Raw genomic sequence first — 16,711 nt, 5'->3', positions numbered from 1 at the left:
GGAATGAGATCCGGCTTCCACCGTCCTAGCAATGTGGTGGACGCGCTGGCGCGCAACACGTTGCCGAACACCGGGCTTTGATTACGCCGTTGGGCGGCCATCACGCCGTTCGTGGCGGGTATGCCCTTCTCATGCGGTGGCTGTTGCTGATCGTCTTGCTGACCGGCTGTTCCGCGCTACCCCTGTCGACCTCCTCCGGTCCACAGGTGGACCGGGTACCGGCCGGCACCCTCGACGCCGCCACCGCGCGCACGTCGCTCGCAGCCCTGCCCGTCGCCGCCCCAGGCCGGACGACCGGGTATGTGCGCGACTGCTCGGACGGCAAGGCGTGCGTGTTCGGCCAGCCGTGGTTCGACACCGACGGCGACGGCTGCGACCAGCGCAGCCAGGTCCTGGCCCGCGACCTGACCGGCGTCGAGCGCAAGCCGGGCCGCTGCGGGGTGCAGGCGGGCACGCTCGACGACCCCTACACGGGCTCGAGCGTCACCGGCGTCTCGAAGATCCAGATCGACCACGTGGTGCCGCTGGCGGAGATGTGGCGCAGCGGCGCTTCGGCGTGGGCGCCCGAACAGCGCCTGGCCGCGGCCAACGACCTGCGCAACCTCGTGGCGGTCTCGAGCAAGGTCAACCAGTCGAAGAGCGACAAGACGCCCGACGAGTGGATGCCGCCCAATGCCGGGTACGCGTGTTCGTACGGGCGGATCTACGTGACGGTGAAAGCCGCTTATGGGTTGTCGGTGGCTCCGGCGGAACGTTCGGCGCTGGAGAGCGCGCTCACCACGTGCGGTTAGAGAAATGCAGAAGGGCCAGGTCAGCAAGTGACCTGGCCCTTCCGTCCCACCGAGCCGCCTATCGGAATCGAACCGATGACCTGCTCATTACGAGTGAGCTGCTCTGGCCGACTGAGCTAAGGCGGCGAGACGAGATAACTATAACCGACCCGCAACCGCGTTACTCACAGGGGTCGGCATCGTTGTATGGACCGTGACCGACGTCACCGCCTCCTAACCACTGGGGAGAGGTTCATGCGCCGTTCGTTGTCCGTGCCGCTGGCCGGGTTGCTGCTCGCGCTCGTCGCGGCGCCCGCGTTCGCGCAGCCTCCGACCACTCCGGTTCCGGGGCCGCACGATCCGAACCAGCCGCCCGCGTCGGCACCGAACGGGCCTCAGCCCCTCGCGCACGCCGTCGGCGATGCCGGTACCGGACTGAGTGTCGTCCGGCTCGGGCCGCAGGGGGTGCCGACGAACACGATCCTGCCTGGGCTCGGTGAGCAGTTGCCGAAGCAGTCGGTGACCGAGTTCGGGCTGGGGCTCGCGAGCGCGCAGGTGAACACCGAGGCGTTCCTGAGCACCGAGCGGGTGGTGACGCAGGCGAATCCGTTCGGGTTCGCGGTGGCGGGCCGGTCGCCGCAGTCGCCGGGGACGTTGGTGCAGACCGCGATTCCGGACAACCCGCGGCCGGCGAACGGCGGGCTGCCGATTCCCGAGACGCCGCTCGCGAAGCTGAGGCTGCTCAACGGCAGCGTGCACGCGCGGTGGGACGAGAAGGTCGGGCCGTGCGTCAGCCCGCTGGCCACGGCGAAGACGTCGCTGGCCGGGCTCGAGGTGCTGAGCGCGTTGCCGGCCGAGGTGCCGTTGCCGGTGAAGACCAGTCTCATCACCATTCCGGACACGTTCGAGGCGAGTTCCGTCGTCAAGCTCGTCGACCTGCCGGGCAGCAGGAACAAGGCGGTCGAGTCGACGTCGACGATGCGCGCGGTCAGCGTCGAACTGGCCGGTGGCATCAGGATCGACGTCGCCAGCCCGCCGACGCTCACGGCCACGGCCACCGGGGACGAGGCGACCTCGAAGATCACCTACACCGCGCCGGTGCTGAAGGTCAGTCAGAACGGCAAGGAGCTCGGCACGCTCGACGCCGCGCACCCCACGCTCGACATCCCGTTGCTGCTGGACCTCGTGGTGATCAAGCTGCAGATCGCGGGGCTCAACGAGAAGAAGGCGGCCTTCACGGGCACCGGGTTCAGCGGGTTCCAGCTCGGGGCCACCGCGCGGATGCTCGACGTGCAGGTGCTGCCGACGGACAAGTTGAAGCTGCCGAACCTGCCGGCGGCGCTCGCGCAGATCTCGCTGGGCGAGCAGATCGTGCGGGCCGCGGCGCCTCAGGGTGGCGTGATCTGCGGGACCTCGCAGCCGCCGCAGACGACCGTGCCGCAGCAGCCCGGCGCGCCGGTGGCGGCACCGCCCAAGGGGGCTCCGCCGCTGGCCTACACGAACGCCGCGTACGAGTCGATCCCGCTGTTCTGGACCGGCACGGCCCTGTTGCTCGCGGGTGTGGTGATCTTCGCGGCACTGCCGGCCAGGCGCAGGTCGCGCGGCTAGCGAACCTTCCGGCCGGGGCTTGTTCCGTCTCGCGGAACGTAGTTCCATGGTCGGCGGACACGGTGTCCTCCGCCGCCAGACCGGAAGGCATCCACCGATGCAGATCAGGCACTCGACCCACCCGGCGCAGTTGCCGGGCTTCGACACGGACGGGCTGCGGCAGCACTACCTGGTCGACGACCTCTTCGCACCGGGCGAGATCAGGACCGTCTACACGCACGAGGACCGCATCGTCCTCGGTGGCGCGAGCCCGTCACCAGGCACTCCGCTGAAGCTCGAGAGCGCTCCCCCGTTGCGGTCGGCGTTCTTCTGCGAACGTCGTGAGCTCGCCGTGCTCGCGATCCGCGGGACCGGGACGATCATCGTGGACGGAACCGAGCACGAGCTCGGTACGCGCGACTGCCTCTACATCGGACGGGGTTCCGTAGACGTCGAGTTCCACGCCTCCGACGAGGACACCCGCTTCTACCTCTTCTCGACGCCGGCGCACGCCTCGTTCCCCACGGCCGTGGCCCGCTACGACGAGGTCGACGTGCTGAACATGGGCGACCAGAGCACCGCGAACGTCCGTGAGATCCGCAAGTTCGTGCACGCCGACGGCATCCGCTCGTCGCAGCTGGTCCTCGGCGTGACGTCGCTGGCACCGGGCAGCGTCTGGAACACCATGCCGCCGCACACCCACGACCGCCGCACCGAGTGCTACCTCTACTTCGACCTGCCGGAGGACCACCGGGTGATCCACCTCTGCGGCGAACCGCAGAACACCCGGAACATCGTGGTGCGCAACGAAGAAGCCGTCATCTCCCCGTCATGGTCCGTCCACAGTGGAGCCGGAACGCACGCGTACACGTTCGTCTGGGCCATGGGCGGCGAGAACCAGGCCTACGACGACATGGACCAGGTCGCCGTGACGGAGCTGCGATGAGCTTCTCCCTGGAAGGCAAGACCGCACTGGTGACCGGTGCCCGCACGGGCATCGGCAGGGCCATCGCCCGCGGCCTGCACGGCGCGGGCGCGCGGCTGGTCCTCGTCGGCCGCGGCGACCTCTCCGACGTGGCGCCCGCGCTCGCCACGGTCTCCGTGGACCTCTCGGAGCCGGAGTCGGTCGAACCCGCGCTGGCACCGGTGCTGGCCGAGCACCGCGTCGACGTCCTGGTCAACAACGCCGGCACCATCCACCGGGGCGCCGCCGTCGACGTGTCGTTGTCCGACTGGCAGCGGATCATGGCGGTCAACCTCGACTCGGCGTTCGAGATCTCGAAGCTCTGCGGCCGTCAGATGATCGCCAACGGCGGCGGCAAGGTCGTGAACATCGCGTCCCTGCTGTCCTTCCAGGGCGGCGTCCTCGTCTCGGCCTACACCGCCTCGAAGCACGCCTTGGTCGGCATGACCAAGCTGCTAGCGAACGAGTGGGCGGCCTCGAACGTGCAGGTCAACGCCATCGCACCGGGCTACATCGAGACGAACAACACCGCTCCCCTGCGCGCGGACGCCGACCGCGAACCCGCGATCAGGACCCGCATCCCGGCGGGTCGCTGGGGCACACCGGAAGACCTGGTGGGCCCGGCGGTGTTCCTCTCGTCCGCCGCGTCCGACTACGTGACCGGACACGTCCTGGTCGTGGACGGGGGCTGGCTGGCGAGATGACCGACACCGCCGTCGAAAAAACGCTCGCCGTGCTGGAGGCCCTGGCCCTGGCAGGCAAGGTCCTCCGTCCACTCGACACGGTGGAGCGAGCACGGCCACACCTGCGCGCGTTGCAGGAATCGACGGACTGCACCGTGCACCTGGCCGTGCTCGTCGGCGACGAACTGGTCTACGTGGACAAGGTCGAGGCCGACAGGCCGTACCGGATGGCGTGCCGTCTGGGCATGTCGCTCCCGGCCCACGGCACCGCCATCGGCAAGGCGGTGCTGACCTCGCTCTCCCCGTCCGAACTGGACGCCTACGTCACCCGCACCGGCCTGCCGGGCCGGACCCCGCACACGATCACCTCGGCTCCCCGCCTGAACGCGCAGCTGACGCGGGTGCGCCGCTCGCGGTTCGCGCTGGACGACGAGGAGAACGAGATGGGCGTCCGTTGCGTGGGCTCCGCGATCCGCGACCACTCGGGCGCGGTGATCGGCGGGCTGTCGGCGTCCTCGCCGGCGATGGAGCACTCGCTGCCGGAGCTGATCGCGCTCGGGCCGCGGGTGCTGCGGGCGGCGGACGAGGTGTCAGCCGCGCTGGGGTGGGTCTGAGTCAGCCGCGGTGCAGCGTCGTCACCATCGCCTCGATGGCGATGCGCGGCTTCACGTTGACCTCGATGGCCTCCCGGCAGGCCAGCACGGCTTCCAGGCGCCGCAGGATCGACTCGGACGACCAGGTGGCGGCGGCGGTCCGGGAGTCCTGGGCACGGTCCGGGTGCATCAGCGCGGCCTCGGAGCCGGTCTTGACCACGAGCGCGTCCCGGTAGAACGCGGCCAGGTCGACGAGGGCCATGTCCAGGGAGTCGCGCTGGGTGCGGGTGGCCCGCGACTTCTGCCGCTTCTCCAGGTCCTTCAACGCGCCCTTGGCGCCGCGGGAGGCGGCGGCGGTGCCCTTGCCCGTGCCGCCCGCGCCCATCGCGGTCTCCAGGGCCTCCCGCTCGGACTCGTTGCGCGACTCGTTGGCGGTGGAGGCGTCTTCCTCCGCGGCCTTGATCAGTTCGTCGGCGCAGGTGAAGACGTCGGCGGGCTTGCGCAGCGCCAGCGGGATCCGCAGCACGGCCTCGCGCCGGGACCTCGTCTGCTCGTCCGAGGCCAGCCTGCGGGCCCGTCCCACGTGCCCGCCACAGACCGCGGCCGCCCACTGCGCCATCTCCGGCGACACGCCGTCGACGGCCTCCAGGGCCGAGGCGATGGCGGCGGGCCGCGGCGATCCCAGCGACACGAGCCGGCAGCGGGAGCGGATGGTGACCGACACGTCGTCCGGGTGGTCGGACGGCGCGCACAGCAGGAACACGGTGCGCGCCGGCGGCTCCTCGACGGCCTTGAGCAGCGCGTTGGCCGCGCCCTCGGTGAGCCGGTCGGCGTCCTCGATGATCACGACCTGCCACCGTCCCGACGTGGGACGGCGAGCGGAGATCTGGACCAGGGAGCGCATCTCGGCGACGGAGATCGACAGGCCTTCGGGCGCCACCACGCGCACGTCGGCGTGCGTGCCGTGCAACGTCGTGCGGCAGCCTGAGCATTCACCGCAGCCGGGGCGGTCGTCCGCCACGACGCACTGCAGCGCGCCGGCGAAGGCACGGGCGGTGGACGAACGGCCGGAGCCGGGTGGGCCGGTGAAGAGCCAGGCGTGGGTCATCACGCCTGGTGCGGGGGTGCCGCCCGCGACGATCATGGCCGCCGCCTCCGCGGACGCCGACAGCATCGCCACCGCCTCGGGCTGGCCGACCACCTCGTCCCACACGCTCATGGGTGCAGTCTTCCAGCGACGGGTCAGACCGCGGCCTGGGGGACCGCGCGCTTGCGGCCGGCCATCAGCGGGAGCACGGCGGAACGGACCCGGTCGGACACCTCGTCGGCGTCACCCTCGGCCTCGACCACCACGTAGCGGTCCGGATCGGCGGCGGCCATCTCGCTCAGCAGCCGCTGCACGCGCCAGTGGTGTTCCGGGCCGATGCCCTTGGCGTCGGCGCCGGGGCGGTCGAGCAGGATGGTCAGGTCCGGGCGCAGCCGGCCGGTGGCCCAGTCGACCAGGCCTTCGAGCTCCTGGTGTTCCAGCGAGCTCGTGGCGGTGAAGTGCGCGAGCGGCGAGTCGACGTAGCGCTCCATCACCACGACAGAGCCGTTGTCCAGCGCGGGACGCACCTGCCGTTCGACGACGTCGGCACGAACGGCGGCGGCGACCAGGGCCTGCGCTCGCACGCCTGCCAGTTCGGCGGACGACAGCATCGTGCGCAAGCGGCGTTCGTCGTGTTCGGGGTCGGCGGCCAGCAGCACGTCGAGGCCCTCGGCACGCAACGCGGCGGCCAGACGGCGGGCCTGCACCGACGTGTCCTCACGGGTGTCGCCCTCGACCGCGATCAGCATGCCCTTGGTGTGCCGGCGGCCGCGGATCGCCGCGAACAGCGACGACAGCACCGGCTCCTCACGGCGGTCGTCCATCTGCCGGTACGCGACGAGGCCCAGCACGATCGCGATCACGGCACCGCCGAGCATCACCGGACGGCTCGCGTCGACCTCCATGGGCTGGCCGAAGACGCTGACCTGCCGCTTCTGCAGCAACGTGAGCAGCAGCGGCGCACCGCCCGACGCACCGAACAGCACGACCTTCAGCAACGTCTGGATCAGCGCGACCGTGCGGCCGCGCATGTCGTCCTGGACCTGCGAGCCCACGATCGTGAGACCGGTGAGGAACGCCACGCCCGCGCACGCGCCGACCAGCGCCACCATCAGCAGCGCGATCCACAGGTGCGGGGCCAGCGCGACCAGTGCCAGCGAGATGCCGGCGAGCACGATCGTGACACCGAACAGGCGGTTGTAGGCGAGGCGCTGCGCCAGCCGGGGTGCCGTCGCCATGCCGGCCGCGAGCCCGATGAACACGGCCACGAACAGCAGGCCGAACGTCGAGGCGCCGCCCAGCAGCGACAACGCGTAGTTCTTCGCCGTCCCGATCACGACACCGGCCGCGGCGAACGCGCCGATCATGCCGATGAGCAGGCCCCTGACCAGCGGCGTCCGGCCGGCGAACCGCAGACCCTCGCGCAGCATGGCGACGAAACCGGGCTTGTCCTCGTCTTCCCTCTTGCGGGTCGAGACGACGCGGCCGGAGAGCTCCGGCAGGCGGGTCGCGACCAGGATCGCCGAGGTGAAGTACAGCAGGCCGTTGATCACCACCGCGATCGTCGCGATGTTGAACTCCAGGTTCCCGCCCTGCAGGTTCAGGTACGCGGGGATGCCCGAGATCAGCGAGTAGAGACCGAACCCGCTGATCGTCGAGATGCCGTAGGTCATCACCAGGCCGAGCTGGTTCGCCGACTCCACCTGGTCGGGGCGGCGCAGCAGGTTCGGGACCGCCGACTCCTTGGCCGGGATCCACAGCATCGCGCAGCAGCCGACCAGGAAGTTCGCCACGAAGAGCCAGATCGGGGAGCCGACCAGCGCGATCGAGATGAACAGCGAGCCGCGCAGGACGTCGCAGACCACCATCACCTTGCGGCGGTCGAACTTGTCCGCGAGCACACCACCGATGGGCGCGAAGAGGATGCCGGGCAGCAGCTGCGTCAGCACGACGAGCGGCAGCGCGAACGACTGCCACTCGTAGCTTTTCATCATCGCGGAGACCAGACCGGTCAGCGCGAGCAGTGACAGCCAGTCACCAACGCTGCACAGGTAGGTGACGAGCCAGAGCCTCCGGAACGGCCTGATGGCGAGTACCGATCGAAGCCGGTGAACCGTGGACACGCTGGACTGGGCCTGCCCTGCCTGGCCTGCCTCGGTCGCCGGTGTGTCCGCGTCCTGAATTTCAGTCACCCCTAAGTCGCCACTCCCGTGCGGTCAGCGTAACCGGATGTGGTGATTCAGGATGCCGGACTCACAGCACAGCTAGCTGAAGATCGCTCCGAGAATGCTGACGAGGACCAGGACGAAGAACCCGATGACGACCAGACAGCCGATGAACGCCGCCACGCCGCTCGTCTGCTTGGCGGGCTCCTGTTGCTGCTGTTGTTGTTGCGGCGCAGACATTTGGTTCGTCGGCGCGAACTGCTGGACCGCGTACTGGTGCGCCGGCTGGGGCGCACGCTGCGCCCGGCCGCGCGGCCGTCGCTGCTCCTGCTGCATCTGCGACCAGACGGCCTGCCGCAGTTCCTCGGTCGGCTCAGGAGGTGTCGGCACCGCCACACGTGACCTAAAAGAAAGAGACGTCCACTGTGACATTGGTTGGGGAGCGACGAACTTGTCAGCCGTCACCAGCCCCGCGAGCGGGTCCGGGTACAGCCGGGGAGGCGGCGGGGCCTGAGTCCCGTCGGGTCCGAACTCGTTGATCGGCACCGCCACCCCCTGCTCAGCTCTTGGACTTGGCCGGAGCCTTCTTGGCCGCGGGCTTCTTCGCCGCCGCCGGCTTCTTGGCCGGAGCCTTCTTCTTGACCGGGCCCTTGGCGCGCTTCTCGGCCAGCAACTCGGCCGCGCGCTCGTCGGTGATCGACTCGACGCTGTCGGTCTTGCGCAGCGACGCGTTCGCCTCACCGTCGGTGACGTACGGGCCGAAGCGGCCCTCCTTGATCACCATCGGCTTGCCGGACACCGGGTCGTTGCCCATCTCGCGCAACGGCGGAGCGGCGGCGGCACGGCCGCGCTTCTTCGGCTCGGCGTAGATCTTCAGCGCCTCTTCGAGCGTGACGTCGAAGATCTGGGCCTCGTCGACCAGCGACCGCGAGTCCGTGCCCTTCTTCAGGTACGGGCCGTAGCGGCCGTTCTGCGCGGTGATCTCGGCGCCCGTCTCCGGGTCCTTGCCGACCACGCGCGGCAGCGAGAGCAGCTTCAGCGCGTCGTCCAGCGTCACCGAGTCCAGCGACATCGACTTGAACAGCGAGCCGGTGCGCGGCTTCGGCGCCTTGGCCTTCGACGTCGTGCCGTTCTCCGACGCCTCGGGCAGCACCTCGGTCACGTACGGGCCGAAGCGGCCTTCCTTGGCCACGATCTCGTTGCCCGAGACCGGGTCGGTGCCCAGCGAGCGGCCTTCCTGCGGCGTCGAGAAGAGCTTCTCGGCGATCTCCGCGGACAGCTCGTCCGGCGCCAGGTCGTCCTGGACGTTCGCGCGCTGCGCGGCCCCGTCGACCTCGCGCTCCAGGTACGGCCCGAAGCGGCCGACGCGCACGACGACCGTGCGGCCCTCGGAGTCGCTGAACAGCGGGATCGAGTTGACCTCACGCGGGTCGATGTCCTCGACACCCGTGCCGACCAGCTTCTTCAGGCCGCCGGAACGGCCGATCGAGCCGTCCGGGCCGACGCTGCCGCCGAAGTAGAACCCCGACAGCCAGTTCGTGCGGCCCTGACGACCTGCGGCGATGCCGTCCAGCTCGTCTTCCAGCGCCGCGGTGAAGTCGTAGTCGACCAGGCGGCCGAAGTGCTGCTCCAGCAGCCCGACCACGGCGAACGCGACCCAGGACGGGACCAGCGCCGCGCCCTTCTTCCACACGTAGCCGCGGTCCTGGATGGTGCTGATGATCGACGAGTAGGTGGAGGGGCGGCCGATGCCGAGCTCCTCCATCGTCTTGATCAGCGACGGCTCGGTGTAGCGCGAGGGCGGCGAGGTGGTGTGACCGTCCGCGGACAGCTCCGCGATCGTCAGGTCCTGGTCCTTGACCAGCAGCGGCAGGCGCGACTCCGCGTCGTCCGACTCGCCACCGGCCTCGGCGTCGACGGTCTCGACGTAGGCCTTGAGGAAGCCGGCGAACGTGATCGTGCGGCCGGACGCGGCGAACGTCACGTCCTGGCCCGTCGCGGCGCGGCCCTGGATGCGGATGCTGGTCGTGTTGCCCCGCGCGTCGGACATCTGGGACGCGATCGTGCGCTGCCAGATCATCTCGTAGAGCTTGAACTCGTCCGAGTCGAGCTCGGCGGCCACCTGGCCAGGCGTGCGGAAGACCTCTCCGGCCGGCCTGATCGCCTCGTGGGCCTCCTGCGCGTTCTTGACCTTGCGCGTGTACTGGCGAGGCTGCGGCGAGACGTACTGCGCGCCGTAGAGGTCCGTGGCCTGCGTGCGCGCCGCGTTGATCGCGGTCTCCGACAGCGTCGTGCTGTCGGTACGCATGTAGGTGATGTAGCCGTTCTCGTACAGCTTCTGCGCCGTGCGCATCGTGCGGTCGGCGGAGAACCGCAGCTTGCGGCCCGCCTCCTGCTGCAGCGTCGAGGTCATGAACGGCGCGTACGGCTTGCGCGTGTACGGCTTCTCCTCGACCGAGGAGACCTTGACCGGCGCGTTCTGCAGTCCGGCGGCGATGGCGCGGGCCTGCGCCTCGTCCAGCACGGTGACCTCGGCCTTGCCCGTCAGCTTGCCGTCCGAGCCGAAGTCGCGGCCCGTCGCGAGACGCGTGCCGTCGACGGCCACCAGACGCGCGCCGAACTTGGGCGGCGTGGCCTCCGAACCGGCGTCCATCTGCGCGGAGATGTCCCAGTAGCTCGCGGAGACGAACTTCATCCGCTCGCGTTCGCGCTCGACGACCAGACGCGTCGCCACGGACTGCACGCGGCCTGCCGAGAGCTTCGGCATGACCTTCTTCCACAGGACCGGGCTGACCTCGTAGCCGTAGAGGCGGTCGAGGATGCGCCTGGTCTCCTGCGCGTCGACCAGGTCCTGGTCGAGGTCGCGGGGGTTGGCCGCGGCGGCCTGGATCGCGGACTCGGTGATCTCGTGGAACACCATCCGGCGAACCGGGACCTTCGGCTTCAGCGTCTCCAGCAGGTGCCACGCGATGGCTTCACCCTCGCGGTCACCGTCTGTCGCGAGGTAGAGCTCGTCGACGTCCTTCAACGCCTCCTTGAGCTCGGAGACCAGCGACTTCTTGTCCGCGGAGATCACGTAGAGGGGCTCGAAGTCGTGGTCGACGTCCACGCCGAGCCTGGCCCAGGCCTGACCCTTGTACTTCGCGGGAACGTCAGCGGCACCGCGCGGCAGGTCCCGGATGTGTCCCCTGGAGGACTCCACGACGAAGTTGGCGCCGAGGTACGAGGCGATCTTGCGCGCCTTCGTGGGCGACTCGACGATCACCAGTCGTCGGATGCTGCCCTCGCCTCCGCTGCTCTTCTTCGTCCGTGTCGATCCAGCCACTCGCCGTCCCGCTCTCTTCCAAACCCGGTTCCCAGGCCCGCCAGTGTTGCCCAGCGTCGGCCGAAAAGCACACCAATCGTCATGTCTCCGCGACGCCCGTACGACGAGACAGAGTGACACAACCATGCCGGACGGCCCGCTCAGGCCGCCGGCCAGGTGCTCATCGCCACTCCCTGCGGAGGGCTTCCGACCAGTTCAGCGAGCCGCGCCAGCCTCCTTCGGCCGGTCACCCGCAACGCCGGAGCCCCTACCAGGGTGCACGGAAGTCCGGATGCGAGCAGCGCATTTTGCAACGGTGCGTGTGTCTGCGGTGCGTTGGGGTCCAAACCGAGCAGGTACGCGGACTCCATCCAGCTGCCCGCGACCAGCGCCCAGACGCGCAGCACTGCTCCGTTCAGCTCGAAGTCCGGCGGCACTGTTTTGACAGATCCGTCCAGCCAGCGGGCGGCCAGAGGGGTGAGGTCGGTGCGGAACGGCGTGCGGACGAAGTGCGTGCCTTCCCCGTTGACGCACAGCTCCGTGGTGACGCCGCGCTCGGCGCAGGCCTGCTTGAGAGGACGCAGCCGCCACTCGTCGCGCAGCTCGGTGTACACGCGGGCGGCTGTACCGCGCGCGAAGCTGACGGCCTGACCGGGCCCGCAGAGGAAGCCGGCGAGGTCCGCCTTGGCCGGGGTGCGTGCCTCGGCCGAGAAGAAGGACAGCTGCCCAACCACGGCCAACAGGGTAGAACAGACGTTCGAGTGTGACCAGTGGGACAACTGTTACCGTCCGGCCTCCTGGCCCTTGGACTTGATCTCCGTGCACGGCTGCGACTTGCCCAGGGCGTCGGAGTACTTCGGCCGTTCCTGCAGCTCCTGGAAGGTCGCGCGGAGGTCTTCCGGGCTGGTCACGACGTTGGTGTCGGCCAGCGCCTTCTCGGCACCCTCCAGGAACTGCGCGTTCGGTTCCAAGGCGCGGACGGGCGCCTGCGCGTCGCCGTACGACTTCGCGGACTCAGCGACGAACTTGACCAGCTGTTCGTGCACGTTCTCAAGGTCGTCCTCGGGCGCGCCGAGCTCCTTCAGCTTCTTCTCCGCGCCGGCGAACGCGGTGGCGTTCGCCGTCAGCAGGCCGAGATAGGAGGTCTTGACCGCGGCGAAGTCCGCCGGGTCCTGTTTGCGCAGCTCGAGGCCCGCTTCCAGACCTGGGAGGACACCGCCGCAGAACGCGTCCACCCACTGCCGCTGGGTGTCGGTGATCGGCTTGTCCGCCTCCGAACCGCAGGCGGTCAGCACGGCGGCACCGGTCAGCACAGCGAGCAGGCGTGTCCTCATCTGACCTATTTTGCTCGGGCCGTCGCCTGCCAGTCCGCGCACACCTTGTTCGTGCGGAACGTCTCGGCGTACTTGGGGATCTCCACGATCTGCTTGAACATCATGGCCGCGTTCTCGCGGGCACCACCCCGGCTGCTGGCCATGACCTGCTCGTACCGTTCCGGGAACACGTCATCGGCTGCCAGCGCCCGCAACCGCCCGGACGCGTCGTCGAAGCCGCCCGCCGACTCACGCAGGGACTTGACCAGCCGTTCGTGGGGGTTCTGCACGTCGGAACCCAGTGGGCCGAGTTTCTCCAGATCATCCGCGATCGTGCGATCCGAGACTGCGGCCATCGAGGCCCAGCGCACCACCGCGTCCTTCACGGCGGCCATTCCCTGCGCAGCCTTGCCCTGGATGTCGGCCCGTGCGATCGCCGCGACGCCCATCGGACCGCAGTACGCCTCGAACCAGGCCACCGGATCGGCACCGGGCGCGTCCGCCGTCGTGGTGGTCGTGGGGGCCGGCTGCTGCACCGGAGCAGGCGGCGGCGTGCCACAGGCGGCCAGCGCGGCCATGCTGAACACAGCAACGATCGACAAACGTGCGTACACGGTGAATCCCCCAGGAAACGTCTGACCGGAGCGCCGAACGGTACACGTTCGGGTGATCCGGTCAGACGGGATTTCCGGGCGTCAGGGCGTGGGAGGAGCTGCCTGCAGGCTCTGGCAGTTCGACGCCTTGCGCGCCGCTTCCGCGAGGCCCGTCTCGTCGAACTTCTTCTGCACGTCGGCGCCGGCCTTCTCCAGCTCGCCCGACCTCGCGACCATCTCGGTGAAGGCGGTGACGACCTGGGTCGGGTCCGTCGACGAGTCCAGCTTCGACTTGGTGTCGGCGAGCACGGTCTTGATCTGCCCCATGCCGGCCTGCGCGGCGGTGGCCAGCTCCTTCGACTTCGGGTGCGGGCCGTTCTCCAGGTCCCTGAGGTCCGCGATCGACTTGTCGACCGCGGACACCTTGGACCCGAGCCAGTCCGACAGGCCCGACTTGAGCTTCGACGGGTCGGTCATGTCGATCGGCGGCTCGTCGGCCATGGTCTTCACGGTGCCGTCGACGGTGCCGCAGACCTTGTCCATCCACGCCACGACCTCCGCCTCGCTGGCGGCGGTGGGCGTCGACGAGCCCCCACCGGTGCACGCGGTGACCGCGAGCAGGCAGCTGGTCATGACTGCGATGAGTGTGCGACGCATGGGCCGGAAACTACTCCGAACGGCCTCGCTCAACTCGTCGGCGTGACGTTGAGGCGCTGCATCTCCTGGCACTTCTGCGCCGACTGCGTGGCCTTCTGCAGCTCGGGGACGTCCTTGAGGTCGCGCAGCGGGTCGGCGAGCTCGGCGAGCTTCGCGATGGCCTCTCCGGCGGCCTGGAGGCCTCCGGTGGCGTTGTTGGCGTCCGCCTGCTCGACCTTGACCTTGGCGTCGGCGAACACGGTGCCGAGGGAGGTGAACGCCTCGCTCATCTTGGTGACGGCCTGCTCACCGCCCTCCACGGGCGACGGGCCGACGTTCTTCAGGCCCTCCGCCGACTTCGCGAAGGCGTCGGCGAGCTGGCCCATGTACGCGGCCATCTCGGCCTTGAGCTTGGCGGAGTCGCCGGCGTCGAGCTTGGGGGCCGTCTTCTCGATCTTGGCGAACTCGGACGCCGCGCTGCACACCTTGTCCATGTAGGCGACGGCCTGGGGGTTGGCCGCGTCACTGGTGGGTGTCGGGGAAGTGCCGGAGTTGCCGCCGTTGGTGCACCCGGCCAGCGCAAGGGCGGCAACAGCGGCAGTGGCGACGAGGCTGCGCCTCATGTCGTAACTCCTCGGTCGGGGTACGTCGGGGGAAGACCCGAACGTACCCCGACCGGAGGTGGATCTACGCGGCGCCGTTGCTGACGGTCTCCGCGGGAGAGTCCGCGATCGAGGTGCCGCGGCGCTTGGACACGACCACCGCACCGACGATGATCAGGGTCGCGACCAGGGCGATCGCGATCCGGATCGGGTCGGACGCGTTGTCACCGATGGAGAAGGTGACGATGGCCGGCGCGATCAGCACCGAGACCAGGTTCATGACCTTGATCAGCGGGTTGATGGCGGGGCCGGCGGTGTCCTTGAACGGGTCACCGACCGTGTCACCGATCACCGTGGCGGCGTGGGCGTCGGAGCCCTTGCCGCCGTGGTTGCCGTCCTCGACCAGCTTCTTGGCGTTGTCCCAGGCACCACCGGAGTTGGCCAGGAACACCGCCATCAGCGTGCCGGTCGCGATCGCACCGGCGAGGTACCCGGCCAGCGGGCCGACGCCGAGGCCGAAGCCGACGGCGACCGGGGCGAGCACGGCCATCAGACCCGGGGTCGCGAGCTCGCGCAGCGAGTCCCTGGTGCAGATGTCGACGACGCGGCCGTACTCGGGCTTGACCGAGTAGTCCATGATCCCGGGGTTCTCGCGGAACTGACGGCGCACCTCGAACACGATGGCGCCGGCAGCACGCGTCACGGCGTTGACCGCGAGGCCCGAGAACATGAAGACGACAGCCGCGCCGATGGTGATGCCGACGAGGATGTTCGGGCTGAACACCAGGTTGGTGAACGACACGGGCAGGTCGCCCGCGACGTTGCCGACCTTGGCGATGGCCTGCTCGATCGCGTCGCGGTAAGAGCCGAACAACGCCGTCGCGGCGAGCACCGCCGTCGCGATCGCGATGCCCTTGGTGATGGCCTTGGTGGTGTTGCCGACCGCGTCGAGCTCGGTGAGGATCTGCGCGCCCTCGCCGTGCACGTCACCGGACATCTCGGCGATGCCCTGCGCGTTGTCGGAGACCGGGCCGAAGGTGTCCATCGCGACGATGACGCCGACGGTCGTGAGCAGACCACAACCGGCGAGCGCGATCGCGAACAGCGACACGATGACCGAACCGGACAGCAGGAACGCGCCGTACACGGCGGCACCGATGACCAGTGCGGTGTAGACGGCCGACTCGAAACCGACCGAGATACCGGACAGGATCACCGTGGCGGCACCGGTCAGCGAGGTCTTGCCGACCTCCTGCACCGGCTTGTGCTCGGTGCCGGTGTAGTAGCCGGTCAGCCAGAGGATGACGCCGGCCAGCACGATGCCGATGATCACCGCGACGGACGCGATGAGCGCCGGGTTGCCGCTGGTGGCCTTGACCGTGTCGCTGATGCCGTTGAGGTCCGCGAAGGAGCTCGGCAGGTACGTGAACGCCGCGATGGTGCACAGCACCGCGGAGATGACCGCGGAGATGTAGAAGGAGCGGTTGATGGCGGCCAGGCCGTTCTCGCCCGCCTTCGCCTTCGTCGTGTACACGCCGATGACCGCGGTCAGCACGCCGATCGCGGGAACGATCAGCGGGAACAGCAGGCCCTGCACGCCGAACGCGGCGGTGCCGAGGATCAGCGAGGCGACGAGCGTCACGGCGTAGGACTCGAAGAGGTCCGCGGCCATGCCGGCGCAGTCGCCGACGTTGTCGCCCACGTTGTCCGCGATGGTGGCGGCGTTGCGGGGGTCGTCCTCGGGGATGCCCTGCTCGACCTTGCCGACGAGGTCGGCGCCGACGTCCGCGGCCTTGGTGAAGATGCCACCACCGACGCGCATGAACATCGCGAGCAGCGCGGCACCGAAACCGAAGCCCTCCAGGACCTTCGGGGCCTGGCCGGCGTAGACGAGCACGACGAGCGCCGCACCGAAGAGACCGAGACCGACGGTGGTCATGCCGACCACGCCACCTGTGCGGAACGCGATGCGCGTCGCCTTTTCGCGACCGCCTTCTTCGTTCGCGGCGGCGGCGACACGCACGTTGGCGCGAGTGGACAACCACATGCCCAGGTAGCCGATAGTCGCCGAGAACGCGGCACCGACGATGAAGAACAAAGACCGGCCGATTCGTTCGGCCAAATCATCTGCCGGTAGCGCGAACAGCAGTACGAACACGATCACGACAAAAATGCCGAGCGTGCGGAACTGCCGGTTGAGGTAGGCCGCTGCGCCCTCCTGAACCGCCTTGGCGATGTCCTGCATCTTGGGGGTGCCCTGGCCCGCGGCCAGCACCTCCTTGAGCAGCACGTACCCGACGGCGAGAGCAGCCAGGGCGACCACGGCGACCACGGCTACGACGCCGCGATCACCCCCGGAGAGCTCTAGGCCCTCCGCGAGGAATTGCCGGGACATCCGTCCTCCTGGTGAGTTG

15 protein-coding genes and 1 tRNA gene are annotated in these 16,711 nt (G+C 69.4%); 5 read left to right on the top strand and 11 right to left on the bottom strand.

The window, feature by feature from the left end; translation table 11 throughout:
* The first annotated feature begins 131 nt into the window (after positions 1–131).
* Positions 132–791 (top strand): HNH endonuclease family protein, encoded by a 660-nt coding sequence (locus tag LX88_RS06905; protein WP_258946938.1) that lies wholly within the window; start codon positions 132–134, stop codon positions 789–791.
* A 52-nt stretch (positions 792–843) separates the two neighbouring features.
* Here the strand turns inward: LX88_RS06905 and LX88_RS06900 are convergent.
* Positions 844–917, bottom strand: a tRNA-Thr gene (locus LX88_RS06900).
* A 108-nt stretch (positions 918–1,025) separates the two neighbouring features.
* Here LX88_RS06900 and LX88_RS06895 point away from each other — a divergent pair.
* From LX88_RS06895 to LX88_RS06880, 4 genes are all read left to right on the top strand, one after another.
* Positions 1,026–2,378 carry a hypothetical protein gene (locus LX88_RS06895; protein ID WP_258946937.1) on the top strand — a complete coding sequence of 451 codons (1,353 nt, stop codon included), beginning with the start codon at positions 1,026–1,028 and terminating at the stop codon, positions 2,376–2,378.
* Positions 2,379–2,475: 97 nt separating this feature from the next.
* Complete coding sequence (gene kduI / locus LX88_RS06890; protein ID WP_258946936.1) at positions 2,476–3,303, top strand: 5-dehydro-4-deoxy-D-glucuronate isomerase; 828 nt, start codon at positions 2,476–2,478, stop codon at positions 3,301–3,303.
* A complete protein-coding gene (locus LX88_RS06885) occupies positions 3,300–4,025 on the top strand; it encodes an SDR family oxidoreductase (RefSeq protein ID WP_258946935.1) in 726 nt (241 codons plus the stop codon). The genes kduI and LX88_RS06885 overlap by 4 nt, the downstream gene beginning before the upstream one ends.
* A complete protein-coding gene (locus LX88_RS06880) occupies positions 4,022–4,618 on the top strand; it encodes an IclR family transcriptional regulator (RefSeq protein ID WP_258946934.1) in 597 nt (198 codons plus the stop codon). Before LX88_RS06885 ends, LX88_RS06880 begins: the two co-directional genes overlap by 4 nt.
* Before the next feature lies 1 nt (position 4,619).
* Here the strand turns inward: LX88_RS06880 and LX88_RS06875 are convergent, their stop codons facing one another.
* The 10 genes from LX88_RS06875 to LX88_RS06830 all read right to left on the bottom strand — a co-directional run bounded on the left by LX88_RS06875 (position 4,620) and on the right by LX88_RS06830 (position 16,692).
* The gene (locus LX88_RS06875) at positions 4,620–5,816 is read right to left on the bottom strand and encodes a DNA polymerase III subunit delta' (protein ID WP_258946933.1); all 1,197 of its coding nucleotides are present in this window, start codon (positions 5,814–5,816) and stop codon (positions 4,620–4,622) included.
* 23 nt (positions 5,817–5,839) lie between these two features.
* A complete protein-coding gene (locus LX88_RS06870) occupies positions 5,840–7,876 on the bottom strand; it encodes a bifunctional MFS transporter/dTMP kinase (protein ID WP_258946932.1) in 2,037 nt (678 codons plus the stop codon).
* A gap of 72 nt (positions 7,877–7,948) precedes the next feature.
* Complete coding sequence (locus tag LX88_RS06865) at positions 7,949–8,401, bottom strand: hypothetical protein (RefSeq protein WP_258946931.1); 453 nt, start codon at positions 8,399–8,401, stop codon at positions 7,949–7,951.
* 7 nt (positions 8,402–8,408) lie between these two features.
* Entirely contained in the window at positions 8,409–11,174 is a 2,766-nt protein-coding gene (topA, locus tag LX88_RS06860; protein ID WP_258946930.1) for a type I DNA topoisomerase, read from the bottom strand.
* Positions 11,175–11,314: 140 nt separating this feature from the next.
* Positions 11,315–11,887, bottom strand: a complete 573-nt coding sequence (locus LX88_RS06855) for a hypothetical protein (protein WP_258946929.1) — start codon at positions 11,885–11,887, stop codon at positions 11,315–11,317.
* Positions 11,888–11,935: 48 nt separating this feature from the next.
* Positions 11,936–12,487, bottom strand: coding sequence for a hypothetical protein (locus LX88_RS06850; protein ID WP_258946928.1), 552 nt, complete (start codon positions 12,485–12,487; stop codon positions 11,936–11,938).
* 5 nt (positions 12,488–12,492) lie between these two features.
* Positions 12,493–13,080, bottom strand: a complete 588-nt coding sequence (locus tag LX88_RS06845; protein WP_258946927.1) for a hypothetical protein — start codon at positions 13,078–13,080, stop codon at positions 12,493–12,495.
* An 81-nt stretch (positions 13,081–13,161) separates the two neighbouring features.
* A complete protein-coding gene (locus LX88_RS06840; RefSeq protein ID WP_258946926.1) occupies positions 13,162–13,716 on the bottom strand; it encodes a hypothetical protein in 555 nt (184 codons plus the stop codon).
* A 29-nt stretch (positions 13,717–13,745) separates the two neighbouring features.
* Entirely contained in the window at positions 13,746–14,318 is a 573-nt protein-coding gene (locus LX88_RS06835; protein ID WP_258946925.1) for a hypothetical protein, read from the bottom strand.
* Positions 14,319–14,382: 64 nt separating this feature from the next.
* Positions 14,383–16,692, bottom strand: a complete 2,310-nt coding sequence (locus tag LX88_RS06830) for a sodium-translocating pyrophosphatase (RefSeq protein WP_090069867.1) — start codon at positions 16,690–16,692, stop codon at positions 14,383–14,385.
* Positions 16,693–16,711: the final 19 nt, after the last annotated feature.

The sequence above is a fragment of the Lentzea californiensis genome, assembly GCF_024648825.1.
In the GTDB taxonomy this organism is placed as follows: domain Bacteria; phylum Actinomycetota; class Actinomycetes; order Mycobacteriales; family Pseudonocardiaceae; genus Lentzea; species Lentzea californiensis.
Note: the sequence above shows the minus strand (reverse complement) of the source record. Positions and strands in the feature narration are given on the sequence as shown.